We start from the raw sequence: 15,689 nt of genomic DNA on the forward strand, positions 1-15,689 counted from the left end.
AACCCGTTGGCGGGTTTCGGATTTTTTTATGGGCATTTGGCAGACCCGGAACCAGGGCCTGCCGGCTTATCTGCTCTGCTGCTGCGTCGTCAACACCTGGGCTATGCCTGCCAGTATGGGGGCGGCGTAGTCGAAGAAGTGCTTGATCCCGGGGCAGAGGTAGTTCAGGCCAAGCTCGCCATCCGGGGCCCTGATCAGACGATTCTTGGGGCATTCGCCCCAGCAGAGCGTCAGGTAGGGGCACTGGCGGCAATATTCGGGCAGGCTGTCCCGCTTGGACATGCCAAAGGCCTCCTGGCGGGTGGAGAAGGCCATATGGCTCAAGGGGCGTTGTTTGATATCCCCCAGCCGGTACTCCGGATAGACGAAGTGATCGCAGGAGAAGACGCTGCCATCGTGCTCGATGGCCAGCGCCTTGCCGCAAAACTCGGCGGTGACGCAGAGCTGGGAGGGGTATCCCATGGTCTGGGCCACGGCGGTTTCGAACAGATTGACCAGTACGCGCCCCAGGTCGTTGTTGACCCACTCCTCGAACACGGTTGCCAGAAAGGTGCCCCAGTCATCGGGATCCACCGACCAGTCCGTGACGATCGACATGGGGTGGCCGGGTTTGCTCAGCTCACTGCCGACCAGGGGCAGCATGCTGTCGTTCCAGAATTGCGGGGCCGTGCGTTTGAAGTCGCTGGCCTCGACGCAGGGGGTGAACTGGATGTAGCTGGCCCCCAGCTCCCGGGTCAGAAAGCGATACACCTCGAGGGGATATTTCGCATTGTGCCGGTTGATGACGGTCAGGGCATTGAAGGGAACCTGATGCTGGCGCAGCAGCGCGGCCGCCGCCATCACCAGATCGAAGGTGGGTTTGCCGCTGCGGGTCACCCGGTATTTGTCGTGCAGTGCGCGGGGCCCGTCGATGGAGAGACCGACCAGAAAGCCGTGCTCCTTGAGAAACCGGCACCACTCGTCATTGAGCAGGATGCCGTTGGTCTGCAAGTCGTTGCGGATGCTGACCCCGGGCGGGCAATGCTGTTGCTGCAGCGCCACTATCCGGCGAAAGTAGTCGATGCCGAGCAGGGTTGGTTCACCGCCCTGCCAGGAGAAGACGATCTCGTCGCCATCCTGTCCCTCTATGTAGCTGCGGATGAAGGTCTCCAGCGTCTCTTCATCCATCCTGGGTTGTCTGGGTTGATGGAGCAGATCTTCCTTGTGCAGGTAGAAGCAATATTGGCAATCAATGTTGCACTTGGAGCCCCCCGGTTTGGCCATGACGTGGAAGCGGCGGGCATAGACGCCGCTGCTGTCACGGTTGGCGGTTTTGAGCGGGGTGACGTCCAGGTGCGTCGTGTCACGGGTCCGGATCTTGTTCATCGTTACTCTGCTGGTGGCGGCGGGCGAGGTCGGTCCGGGGTGGATGCCTGACGAGGTGCCCAGCTCTGCCGCATGAAGAAGGTGGCGGAGGGATAACCCTCCGCCGTGTCGCTTACTGCTGGGTTTTCTGCATGGCTTCCTGGATCATCTTGGCCATGTCGAAGGTGGTGCCCCCCTGAACCGGCGGATACTGGACCAGGGTGTTGACATGCTGGTTCACCATCTCGCTGACCGGTGCCAGCAACCAGGACATCTTCTGCAGCAGGTGGCCGTTGGCATCGACGGAGTCGTAACTCTCGAACGGATCGGCTCTCAGGTTGTAGAGCTTGGGTTTGGTGAGCGGGGTGAGGTTGTCATAGTAGTTCTCGGCCACCGCGAAGTGGAACTTCCAGGGGCCTACCCGCACCGCAGAGAGCTTGTCCTCGAAGTAGTAGAAAATGGAGTCGCGAGCCGACTCCTTGCTCTTGCCTTCCCAGTAGGCGAGGTTGTTGACGCCATCTATGTACTGCTTCTTCTCGTCCATCATCTTCTTGTTGACGTCGGGGACGCCCGCTGCCGCCGCCAGGGTGGTGAAGAGATCCTGGTGACCCTGGATGCCGTTGAGCACGCCACCTGCCGGGATCTGGGCCGGCCAACGCGCCATCATGGGCACCCGGACGCCCCCCTCATAGGTGGTCATCTTCTCGCCGCGAAACGGCGTGGTGGCGCCATAAGGCCAGGAGGAGTGTTCCGGACCGTTGTCGGTGGTATAGATGACGATGGTGTTCTCTTTCAGGCCCCGTTTTTCCAGCTCGTCGAGCAGATAGCCGATGTCGCTGTCGTGCTGCATCATGCCGCTGCCATGGTAGTCGTATTCGCTGGTGTACTGCTCGGCTGCGTAGCGCCACTTGTCGTTGAGACGGGTATAGAGGTGCATGCGGCTGGTGTTGACCCAGGTGAAGAAGGGCTTGTCTTCCTTGATCGAGCCGTCGATGAACTTGAGGGCGGCCGGGATCATCTCGGCGCGGTCGAACTCCTTCATCCGCTCCTGACCCAGCGGGCCGGTATCGGTGCACTTCTGTTTGCCGACTTCGCCAAAACGCGGGTCAACCGTCTTGTCTTCGGTCTCGGTGGCATAGCAGTGCAGGACGCCGCGGGTACCGAACTTCTTGCTGTACGCCTCGAGCGAGCCTGAGTACTGCTTGGCAAAATTCTGGTAATCCCGTTGCTCGTGTTCTTCCTGGGTATTGAGGTGATAGAGGTTACCGAAGAATTCGTCGAAGCCGTGGACGGTCGGCAGGGCAAAGTTGTGATCCCCCAGGTGGTTCTTGCCGAACTGACCGGTCTTGTAGCCGACGGCTTTGAGCACTTCGGCCAGAGACGGGGACTCTTTCTTCAGGCCCAGGGCGCCACCTGGCATGGCCACCGTCGTCATGCCGGAACGAATGGGGTACTGGCCGGTCAGGAAGGCGGCGCGGCCCGCCGTCGAACTCGGCTGGGCGTAGTGATCGGTGAACTTGATCCCCTCCTTGGCGATCCGGTCGATGTTGGGGGTGGTGTAACCCATGGTGCCCATGCCATAGGCGCTGACGTTCTGCCAGCCGATGTCGTCACCGAAGATGACCACTATGTTCGGTTTATCCGTTTTTGCCATGACGCCGGCAGAGAGGATCATGCTCACCGCCGCCGATATTTTCCCTAGTTGCATCTTTTCGCTCCGTGTAGGCTCAGAAAAAAACCTCGTTGGCCGAACGACTTGAGCATTCATGACACGGCAGCCCGTTGAGCCCGGGGGCCCCATGCGAAGAATGACGCGGCAAGCCCCCAGCTTATTACTTAACCGCCGACTAATAACCTGAATGTCAGTTGTGTCGTGTGCAGAGTGTGATGGCGATCTCATGTCGCCGAGCAGACCTGCGCGATCGAACAGTGCGTGACAGGGAAAGGGTGAGAGGCCTCTTTATTCCGGCGCCATGACAAGTCAATCTGGTCAGATAGATGATGTGCCGCCTGCTCAGAAGAGGGGGGGCGTTGGTCTGTGCCCGCGGCAACCGGATGACCACGAGGTGCATCGGTATGTGGCGCTGGCAAGGCAAGCAGCAGCGCCATCAGGTGGCGACATGGCAGGAGAGAGGAATGGACAATACCGAACGATTTTCAGCTCGCGTTGAGGCTTATGTGAAATACCGCCCCGGCTACCCGCCGGCCATGCTGGACTTTCTGGCCGATGAACTGACCATGGGACCCGCTAGCCAGGTGGCCGACATAGGAGCGGGCACCGGTATCCTGACGGCGCTGCTGGCCCCTCGGATGGAGCGGGTCTGGGCAGTGGAGCCGAATCAGGAGATGCGCGAGGCGGCGCAGCAGTTGCTGGCCGGGGTTGCCAATGTCGGCTGGTCTGACGGCCGGGCCGAGGTCACCGGCCTGCCGGATGGCTGTGTGGATCTCATCACGGTGGCCCAGGCATTTCACTGGTTCGAGCGTCCCGCCTTCAAGCAGGAGTGTCGGCGGCTGCTAAAGCCAGGTGGCAGAGTGGCCCTTATCTGGAACGACAGGCTGACTGACACCCCGTTTCTCAAGGCCTACGAGGCGGGGCTGCGCACCTATTCGGGGGACTATGAGGAGGTCAATCATCGCAACCTGGGGGAGGCGGATTTTGCCGCCTTCTTCGAGGGAGATTACCGGCTCGAGCGCTTCGCCAACCGTCAGCTGTTCGATCTCGACGGGGTGCTGGGGCGGCTCAACTCCTCCTCCTATGCCCCGGTGGCCGGTTCGCAGGCCCATACCGAGTTGACGGCGCTGATTGCTCGGGAATTTGAGCGCCACGCCGTCAACGGCGTGATTGCCTTCAATTACAACACCCTGCTCTACAGCGGTCGGGTGTAGCCGGGTCAGATAAAAGCGGCCCCTCGCATCGGGGACGAGGGGCCGCAAGGGGGCAGTGCAATCGGCTCGCTGCCAGTGGGTTGCCGCCGGGCTAACCCTTGTTCAGGCCCAGCATGGCCATCGCCTTGGCCAGAGTATCGACGGATTCCTGATGCTTGCCCGCATTGTGCAGCGCTTCGCCTTCGGCACGCAGTTTCTTCACCTGTGCCAGTTGCTCGGTGCTCAGAGGCGGGGACTTGGCCAGGGCATCGTCAATCTTCTTCATGTCGGCGGGACAGTGAAAGGCGAGCACGCTGCCGGTAAAGAGCAGGGTTAACAGAAACAGGGCTGGTTTCATCTTGATTACCTCGCTGGTGGACATCAGCAAGGATAGACCTCACCGCCGCCCTTGTGTTGGCCGGCATCGCAACTCGATTCACTCTGCGAGAGGGGCTGAGTTCTGCCCCTCAGACGCGGCCAGGGGCGATGCGGGGAAAGGAGAGGGTAAAGCAGCTGCCTTTGCCCGGCGCCGAGCGAGCCGTCAGGCCACCACCCAGCACCGAGGTGGCGATGCGGCGGCAGATGGAGAGCCCCAGTCCGGAGCCCCCCTTGCCCAGGGTGGTGGTAAAGAAGGGATCGAAGATGTGGGCCAGTACGTTGGGCGCCATGCCGCGACCGTTGTCCAGCACCTCCAGGTGGATGGATTGTTGGTCCTGATGAGCCCGGATCTCGATGCGTCCATCCTGGCGATCCCCGATGCCATGGAGGAGGGCGTTGTGGATCAGGTTGAGCAGCACCTGGCTGAGGGGGCCCGGGTAGCTGTCGCAGAGCAGCTCCTCGTCGATGAGATTGTGCAGCACGACCAGCTCAAACCCGGGACCGGCCTTGAGGTTGGCCAGGTTGTCGTCGATGAGGCGCCTGAGATCGAAGCTGCGCCGGCTCTCCGAGGTCTGTTCGATGGCCACCTGCTTGAAGCTGCTGATCAGCTTGGCCGACTGGGTGATGGCCTGCAGGGCCAGCTCGCTCATCTCCTGGCTGGCGTGCACAAACTCCTCCAGCGTGGTGCGACGGATAGTCTGAGCCCCCAGCTGGGCGGCCAGCTGCCGGGTTTGCTCCTGCAGGGCCGTGGTGGCGATCAGGGCGTTGCCGATGGGGGTGTTCAGCTCATGGGAGATGCCGGCCACCATGGCCCCCAGCGCCGCCAGGGTTTCGGTGTGGATGAGCTCCTCCTGGGTTTTTTTCAGACTGTCGAGGGTGTGGGTCAACTGCGATTTGTGCTGCTCGAGCTCTTCTTGCGTCTCCTGCAGACGAATATTGTCGTAGAGGGTGTGCATGCCCTGCTGCACCGAATCACGAAACTGCAGGAGCAGTTGCCGGTAGAGGCCGCCGTAGTCGTTCTCCTCCCGGCTCAGCACGCAGATGGTGCCGAAGAGTCTGCCATCGGGCCAGCAGAGCGGCAGACCGCAATAGGAGATCATGCCGACTTTGATGTCCGGATTGTGCTGCCATTCGGGATCCTTGAGGGCATTGGGCACCAGAAGCTCCTGGCGGGTATCCATGACCCGTTCGCAATAGAGGCCGGAGTCGAGGTGTTCGCGGGCCCCGGCCGGATAGCAGTTGTCCGGCGTCTGGCTGGTGATGAACACTTCTATTTCGCGAGGGTGTACCCGCATGATGAGCCCGGCCGGCACGTGAAACAGCTCAGCCATCAGGTTGACGGTCTTCTGCCAGGAGAGACGCAGGGAGTCCGGGATCTCGAACTCGGGGGCGATCGGGTATTTGGATAGGCTCGCAGACATGAAGGCGTTCCTGTTTGCTGGGGCTGGGCTGAGTGGACTGTATTCCCATTCTAGTTGTCCGGCGCGGGCCCTGCGTGTCATGAGTTGACTTGATCCCGCGGGGTTGAAGCGAGCGGGAAGCAAACGGTACCATGACTGTTTTGCTCACAATTGCGCCAACCAGGGAGACCCCATGACACTCGCAAGGTTCCTCTCACCCCTGACCAGTCTGGTGATCTTCATTCTGGGTCACGGCATGTTCAACACCCTGCTGACGGTGCGCCTCTCTGCCGAGCAGGTATCGGCCCAGGCCATCGGCCTGGTCTCGGCCGCCTATTTCGGCGGTCTGGTGCTGGGGGCCTTCGTCAACGCCCGCCTCATCATCCGGGTGGGCCATATCCGGGCCTATGCGGCCTATGCCTCCCTGCTCTGCTTTCTGTTTCTGCTGCACGGCATGGTGGTGGAGCCGCTCAGCTGGGCGGCGCTGCGGCTGGTGGGTGGCTTTGCCACCGGCGGCCTGTTCGTGGTGCTGGAGTCCTGGATGCTGGTCTCCAGCACCCCGGCCAACCGGGGCCGGCTGATGTCCCTCTACATGATCCTGCTCTACGGCTCCCTGGCGTTGGGACAGCTGCTGCTCAAGTGGGTGGATCCCATGGTGCTGACCCCGTTCGCCCTGTGCGCCATGGCGGCGACCCTGTCGGTGATCCCGCTGGCCATCTCCCGGGTAGCGACCCCGGCCATGGTGGCGCCCCAGCCGGTCGGCGTCTTGGAGCTGGTGCGGCTCACTCCGGCGGGGATGGGCAGCAGCTTTACCTCCGGTCTGGTGCTGGGGGCCATCTATGGCCTGCTGCCGCTCTATTTCACCGACAGCGGCTCGTCCCTCTCCCAGGTGGCGGAGATGATGGCGCTGGTGATCCTGGGGGGCATGTGCCTGCAGTACCCCATCGGTCGCCTCTCCGATCGTTACGACAGGCGAGGGGTGATCCTGCTGCTCGGCGCCGTTTTGGCGCTGCTGGCCCTGTTGATGGTGCTGCTGCCGGATGCCTGGCGCGGCCCCGCCGAGGGGGGGCTGGTGTTCCTGCTGGGAGGAATGGCGTTCTCCATCTATCCCCTGAGCCTCAGTCACGCCTGCGACGAGCTGCGCCCGGATCAGGTGCTGGGGGCCAATCAGGGGTTGCTGCTCGCCTACAGTCTGGGGGCCATGACCGGGCCGCTGTTGGCACCGTTTGTCATGGTGCAGTTTGGGCCAGAGGGGCTGTTCGTCTATTTTTCCCTCTGCGGTCTGCTGCTGGCTGGCTATCTCAGCTGGCGCAAGCGGCAACGGGCCCCCATTCCGCTGGCCGATCACCAGGTCTTCATGCCGGTGCCGCCCAATACCCCCATGACGGCTGAGCTGGAGCCGAGAACGGATCTGGACGGGGAGGCGGTGCCCGCCAGCTACGCCACGCCCGAGTCGGATGAGGGCCAACCGTCGAAAGCCGGCTGAGCCTTTTCGCACCATAAAAAAAGCCGACTCTGTGAGTCGGCTTTTTGTCCATCTGGTCGCTATCAGGCGGTCACGGCGTCGGCCTTGGTCGCAGCGGCTTCTGGCGCCGGGTTGCGAATGAGGTAATCAAACGCCCCCAGCGCGGCGGTGGCCCCGGCGCCCATGGAGATGATGATCTGCTTGAACGGCACTGTGGTGGCATCCCCTGCGGCGTAGACGCCGGGCAGGGAGGTGGCGCCCTTGGTATCGATCTCTATTTCGCCGAAACGGGTCAGGGCCACTTCGCTCCCTTTGAGGAACTCGGTGTTCGGCACCAGACCGATCTGGACGAAGATGCCGGCCACTGCCAGATGCTTGATCTCGCCGGTGGTGCGATCTTCGTAATCCATGCCCACCACCTTGCTGCCGTCGCCGATCACCTCGGTGGTGCGGGCGTTCATGATGATGTCGATGTTGCTCATGGAGCGGGCCTTCTTCTGCAGCACTTCGTCGGCACGCAGGGTGTCGGCAAACTCCACCACGGTGACGTGTTCGACGATGCCGGCCAAGTCGATGGCCGCCTCGATGCCGGAGTTGCCGCCACCGATCACGGCAACCCGCTTGCCCTTGAAGAAGGGGCCGTCACAGTGCGGGCAGTAGGCCACGCCCTTGGTGCGGTACTCGAGCTCGCCCGGCACGTTCAGGTCGCGCCAGCGGGCACCGGTCGCCAGGATCACGGCGCGGCTCTTCAAGGTGGCGCCAGAGGCGAGATCCACGTTGACGTAGCTATCACGGCTGATGGCGGCGGCGCGCTGCTCGGTGATCACTTCCACGCCGTACTGCTTGACGTGCTGCTCCAGGCTGGCGGCCAGCTTGGGGCCCTCGGTGTAGGGCACGGAGATGAAGTTCTCGATGCCGACGGTGTCCATCACCTGGCCACCGAAACGCTCGGCGACGATGGCGGTGCGAATGCCTTTGCGGGCGGCATAGATGGCGGCGGCGGCACCGGCCGGGCCACCACCCACGACCAGTACATCGTAGGGGGCTTTTTCGTTGAGTTCTTGCGCCTTGCGTTCGGCGGCGCCAGTGTCGAGCTTGGCGACGATCTCTTCGAGCGAAATGCGGCCCTGGCTGAACGGCTGACCGTTCAGGTAGACGTTCGGTACCGCCATGATCTGGCGCTCGTTGACCTCGTCCTGGAACAGGGCGCCGTCGATCATGGTGTGGGTGATGCCGGGGTTCAGGGTCGCCATCAGGTTGAGCGCCTGCACCACGTCCGGGCAGTTGTGGCAAGAGAGCGAAATATAGGTCTCGAAGTGGAACTCGCCCTTGAGGTTGCGGATCTGCTCCTGCACGGCCGCATCGGCCTTGGAGGGGTGACCGCCGCTTTGCAGCAGGGCAAGCACCAGGGAGGTAAATTCATGACCCATGGGGATGCCGGCAAAATGAACGCGCGGGGCTTGGCCCTTCGGCGCGACGCTCATGGAAGGCTTGCGGGCATTGGTGCCAGAGGTCTGGGTAATCTTGGGGGACATCTCGGCGATCTCGCTGGCCAATGCCAGCAGTTCGGCGGATTTGTCGCTGTCGTTGCCGGACACGCTGATCTCGATGGGATTGACGATGTACTGCAAGTAACCGTTGAGTTGTTGTTTGAGGTTGGTATCTAACATGGTCGAATTCCTTCTTGTTGAATGCGGGTCGGCGTTTTGTCAGGCCAGAAAGCAGACCGGCCCTTGAGCGGGCCGGTCTTCAGAGCGGGAAGGCTTAGATTTTGCCTACCAGATCCAGGGACGGGGCCAGGGTGGCGTCGCCTTCTTTCCACTTGGCCGGGCACACTTCACCCGGGTGAGCGGCAACGTACTGGGCAGCCTTGACCTTGCGCAGCAGCTCCAGGGCGTCACGGCCGATGCCGCCAGCGTTGATTTCAACGATCTGGATGATGCCCTGCGGGTCGATGACGAAGGTACCGCGGTCAGCCAGACCGGCTTCTTCGATCATCACGCCGAAGTTGCGGGTGATGGTGCCGGTGGGGTCGCCGATCATCGGGTACTGGATCTTCTGGATGGTGTCAGAAGTGTCGTGCCAGGCCTTGTGGGTGAAGTGGGTGTCGGTGGAGACGGCGTAGATCTCGACGCCCAGCTTCTGGAATTCGGCGTAGTTGTCAGCCAGGTCGCCCAGCTCGGTCGGGCAGACGAAGGTGAAATCAGCCGGGTAGAAGAACACCACGGACCACTTGCCTTTCAGGTCAGCGTCAGACACCTGAACGAATTTGCCATTGTGGTAGGCGGTGGCGTTGAACGGCTTGATTTCAGTGTTGATGTAGGTAGACATGTATTTGCTCCTTGGTGATGTATATGTGCTCGTCCGGTAGTGAAGAGTCGTGCCAGACGAGGCGTTTAACTTTCGATGGGTTCATCATAGGGGCTTTTCCTAATCGGTCAAAGCCGCAATTTTGAATCACTTAAATCGACTTATTAGATAAAACACCTCTGCTGTACCTAACATGAATATCGCCAGCATGCAGAGATAACTCCTTGTCGAGATTCAACATCTGTGCGCGACCTCGGCTTTTCAAGGGGAGAGGGGAGAGGGCCGTCAAGTCGTGGCGCAGAGGGGCGTCGGGGGTGAGCGAACGGGCGGCGCGAGCGTGCCAGGTGAAGGGGAGGGGTACAACGCGGATAAAAAAATCCCGGCGTCGTCGCAAGGACAAGGCCGGGTCATCAAACAAGGAATGGCTATATAAACAAAAGCTTTACAGCAAAGACTAACTACGGGGTGTGCAAACTTGCAGACAAATGAGAGGAAGAGGATGGGTGCACAATCCCTCGTCTCCCCCTCGGCAACTATTGCATGGCGGTCATGATAGTGTGATGCAGATCACAAAGCAAGCTGGTGGTGTAATTTTTCAGTCAAAATGAAAGTGTTTCACCATTTATGCCGATAATTAAGGCTGAAAACGCTTTTATTGTAATTTAATTACAGGTTTCGCAGATCAAAAGTCATCAGATGGCTCCTGCTCTTCCATCAGCTCCAGCAGATTGATGGCCACGGCAATGAAGTCCGACTCTGTGACTATGCCTACCAGCTTGTGCCCTTTGAGTACCGGCAGGCAGCCATATTTGTGGCGCTGCAGATAGAGGGCTGCCTCCTTGATGCCGGCATGGGGATCCACGCTCGCCACCTGGCGGGTCATGATCTCGTCGAGCTGGACGCTGTCGGTGAACTCCGCCTCCCGCTCCGGATTGATCAGCAGCAGCTTGGATTCGCGGGTGGCCAGGATATCGGAGAGGGTGACCAGGCCCAGCAGATGATGGTGGTCGTCAACGATGGGAATATGGCGGATCCGCTCCTGCTGCATCAGGTCCATCGCCTGTTTGACGCTGTTTTCCGGACCCAGGGTGAAGGGGTGTTCAGTCATGATCTCGGATAGGGTCATCATGGTGGGCCTCCTTGTGTATCTGCTTTCACCCTAGCCCAGCCCCCTTCGGCAAAACATGATCAGGGTCAATACAAAACCTTAAAGGTTTCTTAACTGGCCCTGCTTCACATAATTGCTCGCTATCCCTTGTCTCTCTTGGGTTTTTGGTCTTTTGGGTTGCCTTGCAAGAGGGGGATAACTAGACTAGCCGCCGATTCCCCCGAGGTGAAAGATGCAAGTATCCGATTTTCATTTTGATCTGCCAGACGAGCTGATTGCCCGCTATCCGATGGCGGAGCGTACCGCCAGTCGTCTGCTGCAGCTCGACGGTCAAACCGGCGCCCTGCGCCACGGTCAATTTGTCGATGTGCTGGACCAGCTCAACCCCGGTGATCTGCTGGTGTTCAACAACACCCGGGTCATCCCCGCGCGCATGTTTGGCCAGAAGGCCAGCGGCGGCAAGCTGGAGGTGCTGGTGGAGCGCATCCTGGACGAGCACAGCGTGCTGGCGCACGTGCGCTCATCCAAGTCGCCCAAGCCAGGCACCCGCCTGATCCTGGATGCCGGTGCCGACGGCGTGCCCGTCGAGGCCGAGATGCGCGCCCGTCACGACGCCCTGTTCGAGATCCACTTCCTCGATCCGCGCCCGGTGCTGGAGATCCTGGAAGCCATCGGCCACATGCCGCTGCCCCCCTATATCGATCGTCCCGACGAGGATGCCGACAAGGAGCGCTACCAGACCGTCTACAACCAGAAGCCGGGCGCCGTGGCGGCGCCGACCGCCGGCCTGCACTTCGACGAGCCGCTGCTGGAGAAAATTCGTGCCAAGGGCGTGGAAACGGCCTTCGTCACCCTGCACGTGGGGGCGGGCACCTTCCAGCCGGTACGGGTGGACAAGATTGAAGATCACCACATGCACTCGGAATACGCCGAAGTGCCGCAGGAGGTGGTGGACGCCATCGCGGCGACCCGTGCCCGCGGCGGCCGGGTGATTGCGGTGGGGACCACCTCGGTACGTTCGCTCGAGAGCGCGGCCAAGGTGACCCTGGCCCAGGGCAAGCCGCTGGCGCCGTTTTTCAGCGACACCGACATCTTCATCTTCCCGGGTTACCAGTTCCAGGTGGTCGATGCCATGGTCACCAACTTCCATCTGCCCGAGTCGACCCTGATCATGCTGGTCAGCGCCTTTGCCGGCTATGACAACGTGATGGCCGCCTACCAGGCCGCCGTGGCCGAGCAGTATCGTTTCTTCAGCTACGGGGACGCCATGTTTGTCACCCGTCGCCGGGCAGCGGCGTAAGCGGCTGCCCTTCAGAAGCCGTTCAGGACCTGATCGTCAGGATCCCGGCCGGCTTCTTGTACCGGGCCGGTGCGGCCCTACTATTTGTCAGACTGTTTCTCTGACTGAAACCGAGGTAGCAATGAAATTTGAACTGAAAACCACCGACGGCCGTGCCCGTCGCGGTCAGCTGGTATTCGAGCGCGGCACCGTGCAGACCCCGGCCTTCATGCCGGTTGGCACCTACGGCACCGTCAAGGGGATGACCCCGGAAGAGGTACGTGAAACTGGCGCCCAGATCCTGCTTGGCAACACCTTCCACCTCTGGCTGCGCCCGGGGCAGGAAGTGATGCGCGCCCACGGCGATCTGCATGACTTCATGAACTGGCAGGGCCCGATCCTGACCGACTCCGGCGGTTTCCAGGTGTTCAGCCTGGGGCACATCCGCAAGATCACCGAGGCGGGGGTGCACTTCCGTCACCCCATCAACGGCGAGAAGATCTTCCTCGACCCCGAGAAGTCCATGGAGATCCAGTACGATCTGGGCTCCGACATCGTGATGATCTTCGACGAGTGCACGCCGTACCCGGCCACTTACGAAGAGGCGCGCAAGTCCATGGAGATGTCCCTGCGCTGGGGCAAGCGCTCGCGCGACAAGTTCGATGCGCTGGGCAACAAGAACGCCCTGTTCGGCATCATCCAGGGCTCCGTGTACGAAGATCTGCGGGATGTGTCGCTGGAAGGTCTCTTGGAGATCGGCTTTGACGGTTACGCGGTCGGTGGTCTGGCGGTGGGTGAGCCCAAGGAAGACATGCATCGCATCCTCGAGCACGTCTGCCCGAAAATTCCGGCCGACAAGCCACGCTACCTGATGGGGGTGGGCAAGCCGGAAGATCTGGTGGAAGGGGTGCGCCGCGGCATCGACATGTTCGACTGCGTGATGCCGACCCGCAACGCCCGCAACGGTCACCTGTTCACCACCGACGGGGTGGTCAAGATCCGCAACGCCAAGTATCGCGAGGACACCAGCACCCTGGATGCGGACTGCGACTGCTACACCTGCAAGAACTACACCCGCAGTTATCTGTACCATCTGGACAAGTGCAACGAGATCCTCGGTGCCCGTCTGAACACCATTCACAACCTGCGTTATTACCAGCGTGTGATGCAGGGTTTGCGGGACGCGATCGAGCAGGGTAAATTAGACGACTTTGTAACTGAGTTTTACCGTCGGCAAGGGAAGCCCGTGCCTCCGTTAGCTGAAAATGACGTGAAATAACAACGATTTATAAGCTAGTTATCAAATTTACATCAATAAGAGGTTGTTAAATGAGCATTATCTCCAAGGCATATGCAGAAGGCGCGGCTCCGGCGGCACAGGGTGGTGGCATGGAAATGATCATCATGCTGGCCGTGTTCGGTCTCATCTTCTACTTCATGATCTATCGTCCCCAGGCCAAGCGTGCCAAGGATCACCGCAATCTGATGAGTTCCCTCTCCAAGGGTGACGAAGTGCTCACTTCCGGCGGCCTGGTCGGCAAGATCGCCAAGGTTTCCGCCGACAGCGAATACATTGTGCTGTCCCTGAACGATCAGACCCAGGTCACCATCAAGCGTGATTTCGTCTCTGCCGTTCTGCCCAAGGGTTCTATCCAGTCCCTCTAATCTCCCGAGGAGCACAGCGTGTTAAATCGCTATCCGCTGTGGAAATACCTGATGGTGATCGTGGTGATCGCCATCGGTTTTCTATATGCAGCCCCCAATCTTTACGGCGAAGACCCGGCCTTGCAGATCTCTGCCAGCCGGGGTGCCGAAGTCAAGCTTGATACCCTTGACCTGGTGAAAGCGACCCTCGACGAGGCGAAGATCCCGGTCAAGCATGCGGCGTTCGAACACGGCTTCATTCTGATTCGTTTCAAGAACACCGAAGAGCAGCTCAAGGCGCGCGATCTGGTCGCCAACAAGCTGGGTGACAACTTCATTACCGCACTCAACCTGGCGCCTTCCACCCCTGCCTGGCTCGAAGCCATCGGTGCCAACCCGCTCAAGCTGGGTCTGGACCTGCGTGGCGGCGTGCACTTCCTGATGGAAGTGGACATGGCCGAAGCGCTGGCCAAGCAGCAGGAGCAGATGGTGCAGGATTTCCGCTCCGAGCTGCGTACCCAGAAGATCCGTTACTCCGGCGTGCGCCGGGTCGGTGATCAGGTGCAGGTGGTCTTCCGCGACGAAGCCGACCAGAGCAAGGCGGTCTCCTTCCTGCGTCGTCAGAACCCGGATCTCACCTTTACCACCGAGCAGAAGGGGGACGAGTTCGTCCTGCTGGCCTCCTTAAGTGAAGCCAAGGTCAAGGAGGTGAAGAAGTACGCCCTCGAGCAGAACATCACCATCATCCGCAACCGGGTGAACGAACTGGGTGTCGCCGAGCCGCTGGTACAACAGCAGGGTGCCGAGCGCATCGTGGTGGAACTGCCTGGTATCCAGGACACCGCCCGTGCCAAGGAGATCCTGGGCGCGACCGCGACCCTGGAATTCCACATGGTCGATGAGACCGCCGACATCCAGGCTGCGGCCGACGGTCGCGTACCGCCGAGCTCCAAGGTCTACAACGATCGCAACGGTCGTCCGGTGGTGCTGCAAAAGCGCATCATCCTGACCGGTGACCACATCGTGGGTGCCCAGTCCGGTTTCGACGAATACAGCCGTCCCCAGGTCAACATCAAGCTCGATGGCCAGGGTGGCAACAAGATGGCCAACTTTACCAAGGACAACGTCGGTAAGGGCATGGCCACCGTATTCATCGAATACAAGCCGGTCGGTCAGCCGGGTCCGGACGGCAAGCGCAAGTTCCGCAAGCAGGAGGAGGTGATCAACGTCGCCACCATCCAGTCGCGCCTTGGCAGCCAGTTCCGCATCACCGGCATCGACAACGCCAACGAAGCCCACAACCTGGCGCTGCTGCTGCGTGCTGGTGCGCTGATCGCCCCGATCCAGATCGTGGAAGAGCGCACCATTGGCCCGAGCCTGGGTCAGCAGAACATCGACAGCGGTATGGAAGCCATCGGCTGGGCCATGCTGGTGATCGTGCTGTTCATGGGGATCTACTACCGTGCCTTCGGTTGGGTGGCCAACATTGCCCTCTCCATGAACCTGGTGCTGATCGTCGGCATCATGTCGATGATCCCGGGGGCCACCATGACCCTGCCGGGCATCGCCGGTATCGTGCTGACGCTGGGCATGGCGGTGGACGCCAACGTGCTGATCTACGAGCGCATTCGTGAAGAGATCCGCAACGGCCGCGGCGTGCAGCAGGCGATCCACCTGGGCTTTGATCGGGCATTCTCGACCATCGCCGACTCCAACATCACCTCGCTCATCACCTGTGTGATCCTGTTCGGTATCGGTACCGGCGCCATCAAGGGCTTCGCCCTGACGCTGGGGATTGGTCTGAGTGCGTCCATGTTTACCGCCATCACGGTATCCCGCGCCATCATCAACCTGGCCTGGGGTGGTCGGCGCCTCGACAAGCTGCCGATCTAAGGA

Annotated in this window: 13 protein-coding genes; 6 read left to right on the forward strand and 7 right to left on the reverse strand. The window is 60.9% G+C overall.

Annotation, left to right across the window (positions count from 1 at the left end; genetic code table 11):
• Nucleotides 1-66: 66 nt before the first annotated feature.
• Entirely contained in the window at nt 67-1,365 is a 1,299-nt protein-coding gene (locus PG897_RS01975) for an anaerobic sulfatase maturase (RefSeq protein ID WP_201881750.1), read from the reverse strand.
• Between the two features lie 112 nt (nt 1,366-1,477).
• Nucleotides 1,478-3,019: an arylsulfatase gene (locus PG897_RS01980; RefSeq protein ID WP_081852251.1), complete on the reverse strand. Its 1,542-nt coding sequence runs from the start codon at nt 3,017-3,019 to the stop codon at nt 1,478-1,480.
• A 461-nt stretch (nt 3,020-3,480) separates the two neighbouring features.
• On the opposite strand from PG897_RS01980, the gene PG897_RS01985 reads away from it, so the two are divergent.
• On the forward strand, nt 3,481-4,230 hold the full coding sequence (locus tag PG897_RS01985; RefSeq protein ID WP_201881759.1) for a class I SAM-dependent methyltransferase: 750 nt from the start codon (nt 3,481-3,483) through the stop codon (nt 4,228-4,230).
• A 91-nt stretch (nt 4,231-4,321) separates the two neighbouring features.
• Here the strand turns inward: PG897_RS01985 and PG897_RS01990 are convergent, their stop codons facing one another.
• Together PG897_RS01990 and PG897_RS01995 are read right to left on the reverse strand one after the other, a co-directional pair.
• Complete coding sequence (locus PG897_RS01990; RefSeq protein ID WP_005299713.1) at nt 4,322-4,567, reverse strand: hypothetical protein; 246 nt, start codon at nt 4,565-4,567, stop codon at nt 4,322-4,324.
• Between the two features lie 109 nt (nt 4,568-4,676).
• The gene (locus PG897_RS01995) at nt 4,677-6,008 is read right to left on the reverse strand and encodes a GAF domain-containing sensor histidine kinase (RefSeq protein ID WP_019839189.1); all 1,332 of its coding nucleotides are present in this window, start codon (nt 6,006-6,008) and stop codon (nt 4,677-4,679) included.
• 172 nt (nt 6,009-6,180) lie between these two features.
• Here PG897_RS01995 and PG897_RS02000 point away from each other — a divergent pair, with 172 nt between their 5' ends.
• Complete coding sequence (locus PG897_RS02000) at nt 6,181-7,473, forward strand: MFS transporter (protein WP_024941366.1); 1,293 nt, start codon at nt 6,181-6,183, stop codon at nt 7,471-7,473.
• 62 nt (nt 7,474-7,535) lie between these two features.
• Here the strand turns inward: PG897_RS02000 and ahpF are convergent, their stop codons facing one another.
• The 3 genes from ahpF to PG897_RS02015 form a co-directional block, all read right to left on the reverse strand.
• A complete protein-coding gene (gene ahpF / locus PG897_RS02005) occupies nt 7,536-9,122 on the reverse strand; it encodes an alkyl hydroperoxide reductase subunit F (RefSeq protein ID WP_024941367.1) in 1,587 nt (528 codons plus the stop codon).
• Nucleotides 9,123-9,216: 94 nt separating this feature from the next.
• A complete protein-coding gene (ahpC, locus tag PG897_RS02010; protein WP_005299724.1) occupies nt 9,217-9,783 on the reverse strand; it encodes an alkyl hydroperoxide reductase subunit C in 567 nt (188 codons plus the stop codon).
• 661 nt (nt 9,784-10,444) lie between these two features.
• Entirely contained in the window at nt 10,445-10,891 is a 447-nt protein-coding gene (locus tag PG897_RS02015; RefSeq protein WP_017765922.1) for a CBS domain-containing protein, read from the reverse strand.
• 211 nt (nt 10,892-11,102) lie between these two features.
• On the opposite strand from PG897_RS02015, the gene queA reads away from it, so the two are divergent.
• From queA to secD, 4 genes are all read left to right on the forward strand, one after another.
• The gene (queA, locus tag PG897_RS02020) at nt 11,103-12,170 is read left to right on the forward strand and encodes a tRNA preQ1(34) S-adenosylmethionine ribosyltransferase-isomerase QueA (RefSeq protein ID WP_010634307.1); all 1,068 of its coding nucleotides are present in this window, start codon (nt 11,103-11,105) and stop codon (nt 12,168-12,170) included.
• Between the two features lie 121 nt (nt 12,171-12,291).
• Entirely contained in the window at nt 12,292-13,428 is a 1,137-nt protein-coding gene (gene tgt / locus PG897_RS02025; protein WP_016350389.1) for a tRNA guanosine(34) transglycosylase Tgt, read from the forward strand.
• A 50-nt stretch (nt 13,429-13,478) separates the two neighbouring features.
• The gene (gene yajC, locus PG897_RS02030) at nt 13,479-13,814 is read left to right on the forward strand and encodes a preprotein translocase subunit YajC (RefSeq protein WP_005299732.1); all 336 of its coding nucleotides are present in this window, start codon (nt 13,479-13,481) and stop codon (nt 13,812-13,814) included.
• 18 nt (nt 13,815-13,832) lie between these two features.
• Nucleotides 13,833-15,686 (forward strand): protein translocase subunit SecD, encoded by a 1,854-nt coding sequence (gene secD, locus PG897_RS02035; RefSeq protein ID WP_005299734.1) that lies wholly within the window; start codon nt 13,833-13,835, stop codon nt 15,684-15,686.
• Nucleotides 15,687-15,689: the final 3 nt, after the last annotated feature.

Source organism: Aeromonas sp. QDB20 (assembly GCF_027707805.1).
GTDB lineage: Bacteria > Pseudomonadota > Gammaproteobacteria > Enterobacterales > Aeromonadaceae > Aeromonas > Aeromonas dhakensis.

Coding starts and splice junctions, on each gene's coding strand:
- PG897_RS01975 (WP_201881750.1), bottom strand. CDS start 1,365: ATGAACAAGATCCGGACCCGTGACACGACGCACCTGGACGTCACCCCG.
- PG897_RS01980 (WP_081852251.1), bottom strand. CDS start 3,019: ATGATCCTCTCTGCCGGCGTCATGGCAAAAACGGATAAACCGAACATA.
- PG897_RS01985 (WP_201881759.1), top strand. CDS start 3,481: ATGGACAATACCGAACGATTTTCAGCTCGCGTTGAGGCTTATGTGAAA.
- PG897_RS01990 (WP_005299713.1), bottom strand. CDS start 4,567: ATGAAACCAGCCCTGTTTCTGTTAACCCTGCTCTTTACCGGCAGCGTG.
- PG897_RS01995 (WP_019839189.1), bottom strand. CDS start 6,008: ATGTCTGCGAGCCTATCCAAATACCCGATCGCCCCCGAGTTCGAGATC.
- PG897_RS02000 (WP_024941366.1), top strand. CDS start 6,181: ATGACACTCGCAAGGTTCCTCTCACCCCTGACCAGTCTGGTGATCTTC.
- ahpF (WP_024941367.1), bottom strand. CDS start 9,122: ATGTTAGATACCAACCTCAAACAACAACTCAACGGTTACTTGCAGTAC.
- ahpC (WP_005299724.1), bottom strand. CDS start 9,783: ATGTCTACCTACATCAACACTGAAATCAAGCCGTTCAACGCCACCGCC.
- PG897_RS02015 (WP_017765922.1), bottom strand. CDS start 10,891: ATGATGACCCTATCCGAGATCATGACTGAACACCCCTTCACCCTGGGT.
- queA (WP_010634307.1), top strand. CDS start 11,103: ATGCAAGTATCCGATTTTCATTTTGATCTGCCAGACGAGCTGATTGCC.
- tgt (WP_016350389.1), top strand. CDS start 12,292: ATGAAATTTGAACTGAAAACCACCGACGGCCGTGCCCGTCGCGGTCAG.
- yajC (WP_005299732.1), top strand. CDS start 13,479: ATGAGCATTATCTCCAAGGCATATGCAGAAGGCGCGGCTCCGGCGGCA.